Source organism: Thermococcus atlanticus (assembly GCF_054657855.1).
This window is the reverse complement of record NZ_BAAHXX010000001.1, coordinates 697,401-713,677: the sequence shown is the minus strand read 5'-3', so window position 1 is coordinate 713,677 and position 16,277 is coordinate 697,401. Positions and strand designations below refer to the sequence as shown.

General features: G+C 50.6%; 17 protein-coding genes. 5 read left to right on the top strand and 12 right to left on the bottom strand.

Annotated elements, in window-relative coordinates; translation table 11 throughout:
• Window positions 1-18 precede the first annotated feature (18 nt).
• The 6 genes from ACYQ27_RS03735 to ACYQ27_RS03710 form a co-directional block, all read right to left on the bottom strand.
• On the bottom strand, window positions 19-1,326 hold the full coding sequence (locus tag ACYQ27_RS03735) for a DUF2341 domain-containing protein (protein WP_460041013.1): 1,308 nt from the start codon (window positions 1,324-1,326) through the stop codon (window positions 19-21).
• Window positions 1,327-1,461: 135 nt separating this feature from the next.
• On the bottom strand, window positions 1,462-2,454 hold the full coding sequence (locus ACYQ27_RS03730; protein ID WP_460041012.1) for an ABC transporter ATP-binding protein: 993 nt from the start codon (window positions 2,452-2,454) through the stop codon (window positions 1,462-1,464).
• Window positions 2,447-3,421 carry an ABC transporter ATP-binding protein gene (locus ACYQ27_RS03725; RefSeq protein ID WP_456453359.1) on the bottom strand — a complete coding sequence of 325 codons (975 nt, stop codon included), beginning with the start codon at window positions 3,419-3,421 and terminating at the stop codon, window positions 2,447-2,449. The genes ACYQ27_RS03730 and ACYQ27_RS03725 overlap by 8 nt, the downstream gene beginning before the upstream one ends.
• A 5-nt stretch (window positions 3,422-3,426) precedes the next feature.
• Window positions 3,427-4,275 (bottom strand): ABC transporter permease, encoded by an 849-nt coding sequence (locus ACYQ27_RS03720; protein WP_456453357.1) that lies wholly within the window; start codon window positions 4,273-4,275, stop codon window positions 3,427-3,429.
• Window positions 4,276-4,291: 16 nt separating this feature from the next.
• Window positions 4,292-5,320: an ABC transporter permease gene (locus tag ACYQ27_RS03715; RefSeq protein ID WP_456394202.1), complete on the bottom strand. Its 1,029-nt coding sequence runs from the start codon at window positions 5,318-5,320 to the stop codon at window positions 4,292-4,294.
• A 61-nt stretch (window positions 5,321-5,381) separates the two neighbouring features.
• Window positions 5,382-6,980 carry an ABC transporter substrate-binding protein gene (locus ACYQ27_RS03710; RefSeq protein WP_456453373.1) on the bottom strand — a complete coding sequence of 533 codons (1,599 nt, stop codon included), beginning with the start codon at window positions 6,978-6,980 and terminating at the stop codon, window positions 5,382-5,384.
• A gap of 163 nt (window positions 6,981-7,143) precedes the next feature.
• Between ACYQ27_RS03710 and ACYQ27_RS03705 the strand changes: the two genes are divergently transcribed.
• Window positions 7,144-7,875: a 6-hydroxymethylpterin diphosphokinase MptE-like protein gene (locus ACYQ27_RS03705; RefSeq protein ID WP_460041782.1), complete on the top strand. Its 732-nt coding sequence runs from the start codon at window positions 7,144-7,146 to the stop codon at window positions 7,873-7,875.
• Here ACYQ27_RS03705 and ACYQ27_RS03700 read toward each other — a convergent pair.
• Window positions 7,835-9,139 carry a DUF2330 domain-containing protein gene (locus ACYQ27_RS03700; protein WP_456453369.1) on the bottom strand — a complete coding sequence of 435 codons (1,305 nt, stop codon included), beginning with the start codon at window positions 9,137-9,139 and terminating at the stop codon, window positions 7,835-7,837. The genes ACYQ27_RS03705 and ACYQ27_RS03700 overlap by 41 nt on opposite strands.
• A 236-nt stretch (window positions 9,140-9,375) precedes the next feature.
• Entirely contained in the window at window positions 9,376-10,203 is an 828-nt protein-coding gene (locus tag ACYQ27_RS03695) for a hypothetical protein (protein ID WP_460041011.1), read from the bottom strand.
• 247 nt (window positions 10,204-10,450) lie between these two features.
• Here ACYQ27_RS03695 and ACYQ27_RS03690 point away from each other — a divergent pair, with 247 nt between their 5' ends.
• From ACYQ27_RS03690 to ACYQ27_RS03680, 3 genes are all read left to right on the top strand, one after another.
• Window positions 10,451-10,669: an LSm family protein gene (locus ACYQ27_RS03690; protein WP_456394196.1), complete on the top strand. Its 219-nt coding sequence runs from the start codon at window positions 10,451-10,453 to the stop codon at window positions 10,667-10,669.
• Window positions 10,670-10,674: 5 nt separating this feature from the next.
• Window positions 10,675-11,412 carry a molybdopterin-guanine dinucleotide biosynthesis protein B gene (mobB, locus tag ACYQ27_RS03685; protein WP_456453353.1) on the top strand — a complete coding sequence of 246 codons (738 nt, stop codon included), beginning with the start codon at window positions 10,675-10,677 and terminating at the stop codon, window positions 11,410-11,412.
• 74 nt (window positions 11,413-11,486) lie between these two features.
• Complete coding sequence (locus ACYQ27_RS03680) at window positions 11,487-11,714, top strand: type II toxin-antitoxin system HicB family antitoxin (protein ID WP_460041010.1); 228 nt, start codon at window positions 11,487-11,489, stop codon at window positions 11,712-11,714.
• Between the two features lie 182 nt (window positions 11,715-11,896).
• On the opposite strand, the gene ACYQ27_RS03675 is transcribed toward ACYQ27_RS03680, so the two are convergent.
• Window positions 11,897-12,292, bottom strand: a complete 396-nt coding sequence (locus tag ACYQ27_RS03675; RefSeq protein WP_460041009.1) for a M67 family metallopeptidase — start codon at window positions 12,290-12,292, stop codon at window positions 11,897-11,899.
• Window positions 12,293-12,376: 84 nt separating this feature from the next.
• Between ACYQ27_RS03675 and ACYQ27_RS03670 the strand changes: the two genes are divergently transcribed.
• Window positions 12,377-12,550: a hypothetical protein gene (locus ACYQ27_RS03670; RefSeq protein ID WP_460041008.1), complete on the top strand. Its 174-nt coding sequence runs from the start codon at window positions 12,377-12,379 to the stop codon at window positions 12,548-12,550.
• Between the two features lie 69 nt (window positions 12,551-12,619).
• Here the strand turns inward: ACYQ27_RS03670 and ACYQ27_RS03665 are convergent, their stop codons facing one another.
• From ACYQ27_RS03665 to ACYQ27_RS03655, 3 genes are read right to left on the bottom strand one after another with little or no spacing between them, the layout of a single operon-like run.
• Window positions 12,620-13,330, bottom strand: coding sequence for a 2,3-bisphosphoglycerate-dependent phosphoglycerate mutase (locus tag ACYQ27_RS03665; RefSeq protein ID WP_456453343.1), 711 nt, complete (start codon window positions 13,328-13,330; stop codon window positions 12,620-12,622).
• Complete coding sequence (locus tag ACYQ27_RS03660) at window positions 13,331-13,846, bottom strand: transposase (protein ID WP_456453341.1); 516 nt, start codon at window positions 13,844-13,846, stop codon at window positions 13,331-13,333.
• Window positions 13,847-13,885: 39 nt separating this feature from the next.
• Complete coding sequence (locus ACYQ27_RS03655; RefSeq protein ID WP_456453339.1) at window positions 13,886-16,276, bottom strand: CDC48 family AAA ATPase; 2,391 nt, start codon at window positions 16,274-16,276, stop codon at window positions 13,886-13,888.
• Between the last annotated feature and the right edge of the window lies 1 nt (window position 16,277).

Genomic DNA, 16,277 nt, shown 5'->3' with positions numbered 1-16,277 from the left:
AAACGGAAAACAAAACCCTCAACCGCCGAGCAGTTTGATGGCTTTCCGCATGTGGGTGTATGCCTTCCTCATCGTCGAGAACATTGAAATCTGTCCCCTGATGATGTCCATCTGGTTAATTTCCTTGAAGTACCCCTCGGCGAGCTGGAGGTGCTTCTGGCTCTCCTGAAGTGTTTCGTTTGAAACCCCTCTATTCACGGATTCATTGTAGAGAGCCGGGTATGCCCGGTGCATCTGCTGGTATTTGTGGTACCAGTATACGGTGAGGATGGCGTATATGTGGTATGCATTTCTGCTCGGCCTTATCTCCTGGGTAACCGTCCTGCCCACCGTTACCACGGGCTCCACCTCAGCGTATTTCCTCACGAAAATCCAGTCCACCCTCGGCTCCTGCCAGCTCATGATACCTATAGCCCCTGCCCCGATGGTGCTGTCGTTTACCTCAAGGTGGGTTCCGCTCAGCGAGCCTTCGAGAATGTCGAACTCAATCCAGTCTCCCACGAGGGTTGCCATAAAGCGGTAGTCCACATCGTGCTGGAGCACTCCATACGAGCCCGTTTTATTCACCACATTCCAGTAGGGCTGTGGGATTCTGGGCCAAGTTGCTATCTCGTATGCGTAGCCGTAGCCACCTGCATTGAACAGGTAGGTGTCGCCGGCCGTGGTGTTATACCTCACAATGAGGCCCGTTCCAACGTTGTAGCAGTACGCACAGCGGGTTTTCAGGGGCGAGAACTTCATCTCAACTATCCCGTCGGTCATGGTGTATGTCTTCGTGTATATCGTGTCAATCACGGAGGAGTAGTATCCGCTCGGACTCAGCTTCCCATCCTCAACAACCCACGTGCCGTAGAGGACGCTCCATTTGTCCGGGTCATACACGGCGATGCCGTTTTCATCAACGTAGATGAACTCATCAAAGAACTCAAAGACCTCATCACCGTTGCTCCTGCTCTCCACGGAGGGGTCTCCATAGACGAGCTTAACACCCACCTCCCCGTTTGCGGGGATTCTCGGAACTTTAACCCATATCTTTGCCCTGCTTTCGCTTGAGTTCCACTCCTCTATCCAGTAGGGGAGCGGGTTGCCGTTCATATCCTCAACCAGAACATCCGAACCGTTCGCACTGGCCTTGGAGAAATCGAAGTTGGAGCCGTCCAGCATTATCGCAACCTGATAATCCACCAGTTCCCTCGCCAGGCTGTTCTCAACAGCGATGTCTGTGGAGTAAACAGACGTCATGGCGGGAGCGCTCACAAAAGACGCGGGTGCCAGTATGAAAAGACCCGCAATCAAAAAGGACAAAATCTTAGCATCAGTTTTCAACGTACTTCACCTGCTAATAGTTAGACGGCATTGTATATAAATGGAGAAGTTGCATTTGTCCGAGATTTTTTCAAAAGATTGGATATTATTTATGGAAGGGGATACATGAAAGAAAAGTAATACAAAAAGCAAGACTCACCTGAGTCTATGATGACATGCAACAAAATGTCCGTTGCTGATTTCAACAAGTTCTGGTTCCTTTGTTTTACAGAGTTCATCAGCAAACGGACATCTCGGATGGAACCTGCAGCCGCTCGGAGGATTGACCGCATTTGGAACCTCTCCTGTTATGTGGAGGGTTTTCCTCTTTTCCTTGCGCTTGGCTATCGATGGAACCGCCTGGATCAATGCAAGTGTATACGGATGTGCAGGGTTTTCAAGAACCTCCTTTGTGGGGCCGATTTCCACGATTTTGCCGAGGTACATGACCGCAATCCTGTCAGCTATCAGCTTCCCGACGGCGATATCATGGGTTATAAAGAGCATGCTGAGGTTGTATTCCCTCCTGAAGGATTCAAGGAGCTCAAGGATTGACGCACGCATCGAAACATCTATCATCGAAACGGCTTCATCCGCAACCACGAACTCAGGCTTCAGTATCATCGCCCTCGCTATAACAACCCTCTGCCTCTGACCCCCGCTGAGGTGATGGGGGTAGCGTTCATAGAATTCCTCCTCAGGGGTTAGCCCAACGCGCCTGAGCATTTTGAGAACCATCTCTTTCGCTTCAGCCCTGCTGGCCAGCCCGTGAATGAGAAGGGGATGGGCGATGGCATCTCCTATTTTCATCCTTGGGCTTAAGCTTGAATATGGATCCTGAAAGATTATCTGCATTCTTCTCTTAAACGGCCGCAGCTCATCGTGGCTTAGTGCGGTGATATCAACGCCATCGAATACGATCTTCCCCTCGGTGGGCTCTATCAGCCTCAGTATGACCCTTCCCGCTGTCGTTTTGCCGCATCCGCTTTCTCCAATCAGGGCAAGGGTCTCTCCTTTCCCTATCTCGAAGCTTATACCATCAACAGCTTTAACGAATTTGGGGGGTTCTTTTTTGAGAATCTCCATTATGCTCCTCTTCACAGGGAAGTATTTTTTGAGGTTTTCGACCCTGAGGATTGCTTCACTCATCCGGAGCACCCCCGTAGAGATGGCATGCCACAAAGTGTCCCTTCTCGTATTCTATCATCCCGGGCTCCACCCTATCGCATCTGCCCTTCAGATAGCCCTTCTCCCTGAAAACGGGGCATCTTGGATGGAACCTGCATCCTGTTGGAGGATTCCTGAGATCAGGTGGATAGCCGGGAATGGCTCTGACCGCCTTCTCGCTCCAGAGATCAGGGACGCTCTCAACGAGTGCTCTGGTATAGGGATGGAGGGGATTGTCCATTATCTGGTCAACTGTGCCAAATTCGACGAGCTTTCCTGCATACATGACGGCAATTTTATCGCTCCTCTCGGCAGCTAGAGAAATATCATGGGTGACAAAGTATATGCTCGTTCCAGCGGCTTTCATATCGTCTATCAAATCCATTATGGAATCCTGGACTATAACATCGAGAGCTGTCGTGGGCTCATCGGCTATAAGGAGCTTCGGATTAAATGCCATGGCTATTGCTATGCTTATCCTCTGCCTCTGACCTCCAGAAAGCTGATGCGGGTAGTAGTCAAGCCTGTCTTCCGGAAGATTAACCTTCTCCAGAAGTTCCTTTGCCCTCTCCCTTGCCTCATCCTCCTCAACCCCATGAACCCTCATTGCCTCAATAATCTGATCACCCACCTTTCTCAAAGGATCCAAGCTCGTCATGGGGTCCTGAAATACCATGCTTATCTCTTTTCCCCTGATTTTTCTCAGCTCCTCGGGCTTCATTGCCAGCAGATTTTTTCCATTGAAAATAACCTCCCCTGAAACTATCCTGCCGGGAGAGGGGACGAGGTTTATCACCGCATGGGCCACGGTTGATTTGCCGCTTCCGCTTTCCCCAACGAATGTTGTCCACTCCCCCTCCTTTATGCTGAATGAGACATTTTCAGCACCCCTGACGACTCCTGCAAGCGTGTAGTAGTAAACACTCAGATTTTTAACCTCCAGCAGCATTTCTATCACCTCGTCCCCAGGGAGAATCTCTCGTTTATGGCCTCGCCTATCATGGCAAATCCCATGGCAAGCAGCATTATCATTATTCCCGGGAAGAATGCCAGCCACCAGTAGCCGTCGAGGAGGAATGGCTGCCCCACGTGCAGATCATAGCCCCAGTCCGGTGTGGGAGGGGTCACGGATAGGCCGAGGAAACTCAGACCGGCTTCCGTCAGGATCGCATCGGCAACGCTCAGCGTGAAGACGACGAGGATTGTTGGAAGGACGTTGGGCAGTATGTACTTGCGCATAATCTCGCTGTTTCTGCTCCCGATTGCTCTGGCAGCCTCAACAAAGAGCTGTCCCTTAAGGCTCAGGGTCTGGCCGCGCACCATTCTGAAGTAGGTTGGGACATAAACGAAGCTTATGGCTATTGCGGTGTTTATGGGGCTCGGTCCAAGAACCACCGCAATAACTATGGCGAGTATGAGCGACGGGAATGAGTATATGCTGTCCATTATCATGCTTAGAACCCTGTCGGTCTTCCCCCCGTAGTAGCCCGATAGAAGGCCGAGGGGCACGCCGATTGCTATTGATAGTGTCGTTGCAACGGCGACGACATAGAGTATTATGCGGGAACCCCAGATTATTCTGGAGAACATGTCCTGTCCGAGATTATTTGTGCCCATCAGGTGCTTCATGCTGGGGGGAGCAAATATATCCGTGCCTATCTCGGTTGGATTGTACGGAGAAATAAACGGGGCGAGTATGGCCATTAGCACAACCGCCAGAACGACGACCACACCAAAAATTAGAAGCCCCCTCCCAGGCTTTCTCTCCCGAAGTGGTTTTATCAGGAAATCGATTATTCTCATTTTCTTCCCCCCAGTCTCAGTATTCAACCCTCGGATCGAGGAGCGCATAGACTATATCAACTATGAGGCTTATCAGCCCCACGAAGAGGGCAAACACTATAACCGCCCCTTGAATCGAGTTGTAGTCACGATAGTTTATCCTGTCCATTATGAAGGTGCCCATGCCCGGCCAGTTAAAGGTTGTTTCGGTCAGAACAGCACCCCCGAGAAGTATGGCAAACTGGAGACCCATGAGGGTAACCACCGGTATAAAGGCATTCTTGAGGGCATACCATAAAACCCTCCTGTCAGGAACGCCCCTTGCCCTGTATGCCCTGATGAAGTCCTGACTCAGGACGTCAACCATGTTGTTTCTCACGAGACGCGTGTATGCACCGCTCAGAACTATCCCAAGGGTTATGCTTGGAAGAATCAGATGCGCGAGGACGCTGTGCAGTGCTGCCCAGTTCCCCTGTATTATGCTGTCCAGAACATAAAGGCCGGTTATGGAGTGGAAGTTTATCCCCGGATTTATCCTTCCGGATGTCGGGAGCCAGTGAAGCTTAACACCGAATACGTACTGGAGCATCATCCCGAACCATGGGATGAACAGGGTGTATGCGATTATGCTGTAGACCCTCATTCCTGTATCCGTCTTGGTTCCCTTTCTCACGGCACCCAGGACACCCGTGCCCAGACCCACGAGCACGCTGACAGTGAAGGCGAATATGGTTAGCTCTATTGTTGCAGGGAGGCGGAGCTTTATGTAGCTTGAAACCGATTTGCCCATGGGGGATGCCAGCGTGACTCCAAGATTGCCGTGAACCATTCTGATGAGATAATCGTAGTACTGGACATAGAGCGGCTTATCGAGACCTGCAAGATGCTCAAGATGGGCGAGCTGCTCCGGCGGTATGTTTTTGGTTCCAACAACGGCCAGAATCGGGTTTCCGGGTAGAACCCTAAGGAAGAAGAAAACTATCGTATAAAGTATGAGAATCATGGGGATTATCATTAAAGCTCTTATTACTATGTAACGCCCCAGTCCCCGGGCCAAGTTTATCACCTCTTTATGTATGTTCAGTTAAAGTAATAAACTCAAAGACAAAAAGAAAAACAAGAAAGAATCAACCCGTCTTATAGATGGTGTTGTAGTGGAATATCATGTCCGGCCCTATAGTGACTCCGTGAACGCTCTTCTGTGTGACAACGAACAGTTTGCCCTGAATCAGCGGGATGTAAGGCACGTCCTGAGCGAGTATATCCTGAACCTGCTCGTAGAGCTTGGTTCTCTCGTTCTGGTCGGTTATGGTCTGTGCCTTTCTGAGGAGCTGGTCAACCTGCGGGTTGCTGTAGCCGGTTCCAGACCAGCCGTTGGCTTCGCTGTCGAGGAACGGTGTGGTGTAGTCGTCGGGATCGAGATAGTCGGGATACCAGCCGAGGAGATAGACCATCATCTGGCCTTTCCTTGCATAGTCCGTATAGGTGTTCCACTCGGCGCTCTTGATGGTTACCTTGATCATCTTGGTCTTCTCCCACTCGCTCTTGAGAACCTGGGCAAGCGATGCCTCGGTATCGCCGTAGTGGGTTGGCGTGTACCACAGCTGTATCTCCAGAGGCTTGCTCTCGGAGTAACCGGCTTCGCTCAGGAGTTTCCTGGCGAGGTCAAGGTTTGCATCACCGTATTTGCTCTTGAAAACATCCTTGTGACTCCACATGCCGTTGGGTATCATGCTGTAGAGCGGAGAGACCGTGTTGTGGAAGACTATCTTTGAGATTTCATTCCTGTCTACAGCCGCCGCAAGAGCCTCCCTGACCTTAACGTTCTTCGTCGGGTCAACCTTCGTGTTGAGGCACACGTATCTGATGAAAGCTCCCGGAATCTCTATAACGTTGTACTTCCCTCCCTGCTTCAGGCTCTCTATATCCGTTGGCCTGAGGGTTCTCCAGGCTATGTCAATTTCACCGTTCTGGAGTGCAAGCCTCATTGTGGAGGCATCGTTGTAGAACTTGATTACAATCTTCTTGGTCTTGGGCTGCTCGCCATAGTAGTAGGGGTTTGCCTCAAGGACGAGCTCCTGATCACGAACCCACTTGACTATCTTATACGGCCCGATTCCGCCGTAGGTGGCATCGCTATCAATCTTGTCGTTATCATACTTCGGACTGACCGGGAAGTACGGTGGGGTTGTGAGGAGTGCGAGGAAGTAGGCTGTGGGGTGCTTCAGATAGAAGACCACGGTATAGTCATCCTTCGCCACAACTTTGTCCACAAAGCTCGTTACAAGCCATGACGGGTCTCCTTTTATTGTCATTACCCTGTTTATACTTCTCACAACATCCTTGGCCGTAAATGGAGTTCCATCATCGAATTTTAGACCTTTCCTAAGGTGGAATGTCCACACGGTGGAGTTGGAATTGACTTCCCATTTTTCTGCAAGACCCGGAACTATTTTCAGCGTTCCGGGTTCATACTTCACAAGCCCTTCCATTACGTTGTTAAGAACCTCCCAGGTGTAGAAGTCGTATGCATTGGCGGGGTCAATATCGGTCACCTTGTCCGTCACGCCTATTATCAGCTGTTCCGCGACGGTTGTCTGGGTTGCTGACCCTGTTGGGGAACTCCCAGAGGTGCTGGTCTGGGAAGTTCCGCTTATACAGCCGCTTGCAACTACTGAAAAAACAAAAATACCGACAAGCAACAGAGATACGTATGTCTTGCGCATGGCATTCACCGGTGGAATGTGATGGGGATTGAGGTTTTAAACTTTTCGTGGTTGCATTTGTCGTTACATCGATGTATAAAGTTTTACTACGGTGTAAATCGCACTGTCACGGGGTAAGGGATGGATGGCAAAGCTGATAAATCCCGGGGGAGAAAGCGGTATCATGGACTGGGAGACATGGCGACCGTTCTACCTCCGCATTGTCAGGGAAATGGGATTCAGCATCGAGGAGGACAGGAAGGCCTCCTTTGTGCTGAGGGAGCTGCTACTGCAAAATGGGAACTACATCCAGCCAGATGACCTTCGACCCATCATTACGGAGAGGGTGTATGTATTTGGAGCAGGGCCCAGCCTTGAGAATGCCCTGAGGCAATGCTCCTTTGAATATGGTACGAAGATAGCCTCCGATGGTGCCACCTCAGCCCTCCTTGAGTCTGGAATGCTTCCGGACATCATTGTAACCGACCTCGATGGCAGTGTTGAGGATATAAAAAAAGCCAACAGGATGGGTGCGTTTGTTGCAGTCCATGCCCACGGCGACAACATCAGCAGGCTCAGGAGATATGTTCCGGAGCTGAAAAACGTGCTGGGAACCTGCCAGACCGAGCCTCTTGACATCGTCCACAACTTCGGCGGCTTTACCGACGGAGACAGGGCGGCTTTTCTGGCAGAAGCCCTTGGAGCGAAAGAGATAACGCTCATCGGCTTTGATTTTGGGGGAATCGTGGGCAGGTGGAGCAAACCCCACCTGAAGGCTCACGTGCCGGTGTGGGAGTCGAAGAGGAAGAAGTTTGAGTTTGCCAGGGAACTCCTGCGGTGGCTGGAAAAAAACGGCAGAGCGGAAATTCGCTGGGTTAAAGCGCAAAACATAATACCAAGCCGAAATGCAGAATAAAGAAGGTCAAACTGAAAAGTCCCGCTCTTCTGTTCAGGATTAGATTGACAATTCCCACCAGCGGTGCTATTAGGGAGAATAACGCCACCGGAATCAACACATTCAGATATCCTGTCATTAAAAGCAAGCCCATCACAACTGCAAGAAACCCTCCAATCCAGTTCTCTATCTTTTTCCTGAAAATTAAGGTGTAAAGAACCGCCAGCATAAATGATGTGACCCCCAGATAGCTAAATGTGCCCAGCATGGCAAAATTCATGTCCCATTTTCCGAAGATAATCCTGCCGAGGAGCAGGCTCAGCATTACAGGAATTATGAGGAAAAGCAACACTGAAATGGGTTTTGAAGCTCTGTCCAGAACTTCAATCAGTCTTATACCAGCAGGCTCTTCAGGCTTTATCCATAAATCCTCCCTGAAATGCAATGCCTGAGCGGTTATCTCTATTCTCGTGTATTTTCTGGTTATACGTGGATTCCCCCATTCATATGTGTATTGCACCATATAATCAACTTTGGCTTTATCCTTTAGGCCTTCGTAAAGTTCAGGTTGCACAAATCCCTCAATAAATACCACTACTGGTATCTCGACAGCTCCATAGACACTCGTGAGCTTGAGAGGGAAGTAAATTTTTTCCGTAGGAAAAACAACCTTCACAGCAAATAGATCCCCGTAGGCTTCTTTTGCCTCTGTCATGTTGGTTACGTAATATAAAACGAGGGAATAATTTCCCTTAAGATAATATTCAAGCTGTGTTTCTAACTCCTCAGGAAGAACAAAATTGAGGGAAGAGAGATATTTCTCTAAGCTCCGGATATCACCTGCAGAAATTACCTCCAGTCTGATTCCCCTTCCATGGAACACTTTATAGACCTCCGTCGTGGAGGGCCTTCCGGCAGGACCCATATAAAACGGAAGAACGTACGAATTCGTCATTGCCAGTGCTGCCATCTCATCTTTAATCTTTCTTTTAACATAACTTCCATAACTAACCCCGCCAAAGGATGGGAACTCCTTAGAAATGCTTACATTAACAAGTCCCGGATCGGAGGGTACCGGAAAAATCCAGAAAAGACTTTGACTGTAATTATCAAGCCAGACGCTTAGATACAGCTCCTCAGTCCCGTCGATGTAGTAAATGGCCCCCATCTGAGCCCTCTCATTCAGCAGATGCCAGTATTCCATCTGGCCGCTTGTATACCAGATGCCATCAGCACTGACAGAAGGCGTTAGCATCAATGTCCAGACAAGAAATAGCAGAGCCATTCGTTTCACCGAACCACCGTTATATTTCAACAGCGCCCGGTAATAAAATTTTTGGCAGGATGGAGATACCGTCGATACAGGTTTAGGCCTCATCGCATCTCTGGTTGTTTATTCTGGCCAGCTGAACGCCCATACATAAGCGACCTCAAGCATCTGAACAGGTTTCAGTTTTGATAAAAATCAGCGGCAAGAATATGGCATGGCCAGACACACCGCAATGGAATGAAACAACAAAATTAAAGGGAACGAAGCTTTCTGACCTTCCCAGCCTTAATATCGACATATTTATCCTTTTCGAGGAGCCTGAGAATTTCCCTAACGGCCTCTTCGGTGTAGACTATCACAAGGGTGCCCCTTTCGGTGGGTATCTCAAGGGGAGCGGAGTGCATGAAGCTCCTCACGATGTCATCCACGGAGAACCTCTCCTTCCCCAGGGCCTTTAAAATTTCATTCGCCACTATCCCCCGTGATATAAGGGCAAAGTATGCCTCCAGAAGCTCCTCCTCGTCGAAATATTTGCCGGCTATCTGCACCGCCCTGTTTATCCGTTCTATGCTGATCTCCTTTATCTCTATCTCGTACTCCATGATCAGGTCTACAAAGGCAAACTGCTTTGCGGTTTTTTCAATTTCCTCCGGATTTCCTGCAAGCTCAAAGGGAAACTTAAACTGGAAACGGAGCTTTGAGACATCAACGCTCTCCTTCAGCCTGATGACCTCACCGAGATCAAGCGCCCCATTTCTCGCAAGCTGATCAAGGATGTCTCCTGCCCAGTGCCCCTCCCCGAGCAGGGCCTCGAAGTGCTCCCCATCCCTGAGGCGCTCCAGCATTCTGGCAATCTCCTCCTTAAAAGTCAGGAAACCCTCCATTATGAGCTCTCTGTCCACCACTCCCCCATCCATTGCCTGTATCTTCGCCCCAATCTCATCCAGCGTTCCCTCAAGCGAGTATCCCACAAACGCATCATAGCCCGGCCTTGCCTTCACATCAAAGGATATTCCCCCGGCCCTGAGCTCCGATATAAAAGCATCTTTGATAGCTTCGCTCTTAGTAATGAACCTCATTCCACCACCAGAGGAGGAAGGATAAAGGGGCTTATAGACTTTTGCATGATTTTAGGACGTGTCCAAGATTGTTGATGTTTGTATGGTGAAAGGGTAAAGTCTTCGGAAAATGCACTCCAACGATGCAAAAAACCTCAAGCATAACACTCACGCCCGCTCCACACAGTATCCAGAACTGTACCCAAAATTTAATAAGGCTCCCCGCGCTTAGAGCCAACTTGATTATCACATCTCTCAGGGTGGTAAAATGGGAGACAAGGTGTTCCTTCTCGATGAAACCCTCAAGAAGTGGAAGGGCAAACGCATCGCCCTGGCCGTCGGGAGCGAGAGCTCATTCACGGGGGTTCTGGAGAACTTTGACGAGGAGATCATCATACTCAGGGATGTGGCGGATATCGTCGGAAACAGGGGAAAAGAGCTCATAGTCAAAATAGACGATGTAACATGGCTGATGCGTCTGGAGTGATTGAAATGAGAGCCGTTGCCTTCGTGGGATATAAAAAGAGCGGCAAAACGACCACAATCGAGGCGGTTGCCAGGGTTCTGAAGGAGAGAGGATACAGGGTTGGCATAGCTAAGAGCATGCATGTGGATTTTGACAGAGGAGAAACGGACAGCTGGCGTTTTTCGAGGATTGCTGATCATGTTCTCATAAGGGCCCGCGACACCGATGCGCTTCTGTTCAAATCACGGGATATAAACGCATTTTTTTCGATGATGCCCGATGTTGATTTTCTCCTTCTGGAGGGGTTTAAATCAATAAAGCACGTCCCCAAGGTGATATGTGCGAGGAGCGAGGATGATGTTAGAGACCTGAACGACGGCCTGGCGATTGCCGTGAGCGGAATCGTGGCCGGAAAGGGGATTCGGGAGATAGATGGACTCCCCGTAATCAACGCCGTGACCGAGAGGGAAGAGCTCGCCGATTTAATCGAGGAGAGGGCATTCATGCTCCCCAACATAAACTGCGGTATGTGCGGTTTCACGTGTGCAGAGATGGCGGGGATGATAGTTAAGGGCGAGAAAACGCTCAGGGACTGCGTCGTTCTGAGTCAGAGGGCAAGGGTTACAGTTAGGATTGACGGGCAGGTTCTACCGATGAAGGACTGGGTTCAGGAGCTCGTCGAGAAGACGGTAAAAGGCATGCTCTCAGCCATGAAGGGCTACCGTGGGGGGAGGAGGATAGAGATTTTGATCAGGGACGAATAACTAACAACACCTATATGTGATACTTAGGGAAAACCCTGATTAACTTCCTTGGATTAAAGTTTAAGGGTGAGAAAATGAAGTTTAAAGTTGTCCTTGAGCCCCAGCCAGAGGGGGGTTACGTTGCTTATGTCCCAGCCTTGCCCGGTTGCTTCAGTCAGGGTGAAACAAGGGAAGAGGCTCTGAAAAATATTAAGGAGGCCATCGAGCTTTATCTTGAGGTCCTTGAGGAAAAGGAGCTGGGAAAAACCCTGAAGAAGTTTGTTCGAAGTGGAAAGGGGCAGATCGTTGAGGTGTCCCTATGAGCAAACTGGTAATGAACTCATAAAGGCACTTCGAAAGCTTGTTATTATCCCACTCGGCAGAAGGGTTCTCACGTCATTCTCGTCGGGCCTTCGGGAAGCAGCGTGCCGTATTTTTTCGTAGAGATAATACAGATTAATCATGTTCCCACTTGAAATAGCCGGAAGTTAAGACTTTAAAATATTTATTCAGTTACTACAACAACCTCTTTTATGCTCCCCCTCTCCAGCATGAAAGCCCCATAGTTCCCTCCATTATCCACAATCAGCCAGATTACCGGCCAGTTCTCCATGCCCTTCCTGTCCCTCTCGCTCGGGATGGGCTTGCAGAGATGGGAATGAAAAATCCCGACGACTTCCAAGCCCCTTTCCTCCGCCTCATCTATGGCCCGGATCATCTCAAGGGGTTCCATCTCAAATGCATACGGAGAGTCCAGACGATTTTTTATGAATTTTATCTCCTCAACAAAGGCACAGGTGCCCTTTTTCTTCCCGAAGAGAAGCCCGCATATCTCAACGGGACTTTCCTCCGCCCGTTTCAGAATCTCATTCAGATGTTCATTTTTGAGCATCAGCATCATAAAGCCCTATACGCCTGTATTTTGATAAGCTTTTCTGTTCATTGACGTATGTTTCTGTACAGAAATGTTTAAATTACGAAATCAATGCCTTTCACCGGAGGTGATACAATGCTTGCAAGGATAGTTTATTACAGAGAGGATTCGCTGCCGCTTGAGTTTGTTGTTGCCGCAGGGGATGAAAAGAGGGCAAAGGAGATAGCGGAGGAAAAACTGAAGGAAGTTCAGGCAAGGGGATTCGAGGTTGAGATGATAGCCTGAATACCCTAATCCACGCATTATTTGATACCCATCCATGTGCCTGAGGTTGAGCCATTTAATGGCCCTGCCCTAATCCAGATGAAGGCTGTTATCAAAGCCTTCCTCCGTCAGATAGCCAAGCCTCACCAGCTTGCCCTCTCTGTACTCATAGATGAGAGGGACTCCGGTTGGAATGTTGAGCCTCAGAACTTCCTCCTCCGTAAGTCTCTCTATATGCATGACTATGGAGCGGAGGCTGTTTCCGTGCGCCGATACGAGGACGTTTCTGCCCTTCTCCAGCTCGGGGAATATCTTCTCCCTGAGATACGGAACCGTTCTTGCGGCCGTGTCCTTCAGGCTTTCCCCTTCAGGCGGGGCGACATCGTAGCTCCGTCTCCACAGGTGAACCCGTTCGGCCCCGAACACCTTCCGGGCGTGATCCTTGTTCCATCCCTGAAGCTTCCCGTAGTACCTCTCGTTTAAATGCCATGATTTATACACCGGGACATAGTTCTTTCCGTGCTCGCCGTAAACCCGGCCCCATTCCTCCATCCTGCCGCTTTCATGCTCTATTTTGGGAACTCCCGACGAATTTCTGCTCATTATGAGCATCGCTGTCTGAACTGCCCTCACGAGCTCGGAGGTAAATATCACATCAAACCTGTAATCCCTCAGGAGCTCCCCTGCTTTCAGGGCCTCCTCAATTCCCCTTTCGCTCAGGGGCACATCAACCCAGCCCGTGAAGAGGTTCATCTTATTCCACAGGCTCTCACCGTGCCTGACGAGAACGAGATATGCCATTCATCTCACCTCCTTCTGTCCGATTCTGATGAATGAGAGAGCGAGGAGCGCTATCGCTGTGTAGGTGATGGCAAAGTAAAGCTGGATGGATATGAGATGCATCGGCACCGCCAGCATAAGCAGGATTCCGGAGGTTCTGAGATAAGGCTCGCCCAGCAGCGAGGCGAGCTCCCTCAGGCTCAGGTAAATGAAGTACAGGAGAACAAGCTGGATGGCGAGGAATGCCACATGAACCCCGTTGTATATTACAGGAGTGACCCTAACGGGGGTTATGGCGAATACCCTGTGGTAGCTGGATATTCCGAGAAAAACCTTGACAATCCAGAGGGGTAGCGATGCTGCGAATGCAAACAGCGAACCGGTTATATTCCTCAGAAGGGTTTTTCTATCGGTTTTTCTGAATGCATCCCTGAGCAGAAGCAGGCCTGCAAACGTGAGGGGATAAACCAGCGCCATTAAAAGCAGCGAAACGATGTAGCCAGAGGCAATCTTTTTTATCTGCTCCAAGCCGCTCACCAGAAAAGGTTAGGGGGAATAAATAAAAAGGTAGCGGGCTCATGCCCTTGCCTGCTTGAACTCCTCTGCAACCTTCCTGTAGTACTCAACCGTCTCCCGGCTCACGCTCGGGCCTATCTTCTCCAGAGCCTCTTCAAAGTCCTTCATCGTAACCCTGACCTTCTGCCTTACCTCGTCCATCTTCATTCCGGGCCTGAGGATGCCCTCCTTAAGTGCCCGCCTCATTGCCTCCATTGCCGCCTCCCTGCACACAGCTTCAATATCCGCTCCGGTGTAGCCCTCCGTCTTTCTGGCAAGCTCTTCAAGCTTAACATCCTCTGCCAGCGGCATCTTCCTTGTGTGGACCCTGAAAATCTCAAGCCTCGCCTTTTCATCCGGCGCCGGCACGAGTATCAGGCGATCGAACCTTCCCGGCCTGAGTAAGGCTGGGTCGAGGATGTCCGGCCTGTTTGTGGCAGCTATGACAACGACGCCGCTGTTCTCCTCTATACCGTCCATCTCGGTGAGGAGCTGGTTAATGAGCCTGTCCGTGACCCTGTTGACATCACTTCCCCTGCGCGGGGCTATGGCATCAATTTCATCTATGAAGACCACGGTTGGAGCCGCCTGCCTCGCCTTCCTGAAGATTTCCCTTATGTTCTTCTCGCTCTCGCCGACCCATTTTGAGAGGACTTCAGGCCCTCTGATGCCGATGAAGTTGGCCTCACTCTCAGTTGCAACGGCCTTTGCAAGCAGGGTCTTACCAGTTCCCGGCGGACCAAAGAGGAGGATTCCCTTCGGCGGGTTTATGCCGAGCCCGAGGAAAGCCTCCGGATACTTGAGCGGCCACTCAACAGCCTCTCTGAGCTGCTCCTTCACATCCTCAAGCCCACCTATGTCCTCCCAGTGCACGTTTGGAACCTCAAGGAGGACTTCCCTCAGCGCCGACGGCTCAACCATCTTGAGGGCCTCATGGAAGTCCTTCCTCGTAACCTTGAGCTCCTCAAGGACCTCCTTGGGTATGCTCTCCGCCTCAAAGTCTATCCGACCGCTCTTGATCAGCCTTCTCAGTGCTGCCATTGCCGCCTCCCTCGCCAGTGCCGCCAGGTCGGCACCGACAAAGCCGTGGGTCTTCTCTGCAAACTCATCAAGGAGGTCATCAATGAGGCGGTGCTTCACCTCGTCGTAGAGCCTTCTGTCAAGTTCTCTCAGGACTTCCCTGACATCCTCCTCGCTCCCAGCCTTCTCGACCTTTTCAATCGCCCTGTCTATGACATCCCTGAACCTTTCATCCCCTCTCAGGTTCTCAAGGATTTTCTTAACCCTGCTCTTCCTGAATTCCGGTTCAATCGGCATTCCTCTCGTGTGTATCTGGAGGATTTCCTTCCTCCCCTGTCTGTCAGGCACTCCAATTTCAATCTCCCTGTCGAATCTTCCGGGCCTCCTCAGGGCGGGGTCGACTGCGTCAGGCCTGTTTGTTGCGGCTATGACTATAACCTTCCCCCTGCTCTTCAGGCCGTCCATTAGTGTCAGCAGCTGGCTCACGACCCTTTTCTCAACCTCTCCGGTAACCTCCTCCCTCTTCGGAGCAATCGCATCAATCTCATCAATGAAGATAATGCTCGGAGCATTTTCCTCTGCCTCTCTGAAGACCTCCCTGAGCCTCTCCTCACTCTCGCCGTAGTACTTGCTCATTATCTCAGGACCGTTTATTGCTATGAAGTGTGCGTTTGCTTCATTCGCCACGGCCTTTGCAAGCAGGGTCTTACCAGTTCCCGGCGGGCCGTAGAGCAGAACACCCTTAGGCGGCTCGATACCGAGCTTCTCGAATATCTCAGGGTGCTTTAGAGGGAGCTCTATCATCTCCCTGATCTTCTGAATCTCCTCCTTGAGACCGCCTATGTCCTCGTAGGTAACCCCGAGAACGGCCCTCTTGGCAACCTCCTTGACAGGCTTTTCGCTGACCGTGAAGTCCGTGAAGTCCGTGATCTGGACTATGCCGGCGGGAGTTGTTGCGGTTACAACGAACGTCAGCTCCTGACCGAGGATTCCGATTTTAACGTAGTCCCCTCTGACCACGGGTCTTCCTATGAGCCTTGAGTGCAGCCATTCAACGAAGTCGTGGCCGAATCTGATGGGCTCCGTCGGGGCGAGAATTACTTTTTTGGCCTCCTTAACCTCAGCCTTTCTCACGGTAACCTCGTCCCCAAGCCCGACTCCCGAGTTCTTCCTGATGGTTCCATCCATCCTTATGAGTGAAAGCCCTTCATCCTCCGGATATGCCGGCCAGACGACTGCGGCGGTGTTTTTGGTGCCTATTATCTCAACTATGTCGCCGGGTTGAACGCCAATTTCGCGCATGGCCTTTCTATCGATCCTCACAATTCCCCTGCCCACATCCCTCTGATAGGCAGAGGCAACCTTAAGCTTGATCTCCTTCTTTTCGGTCATT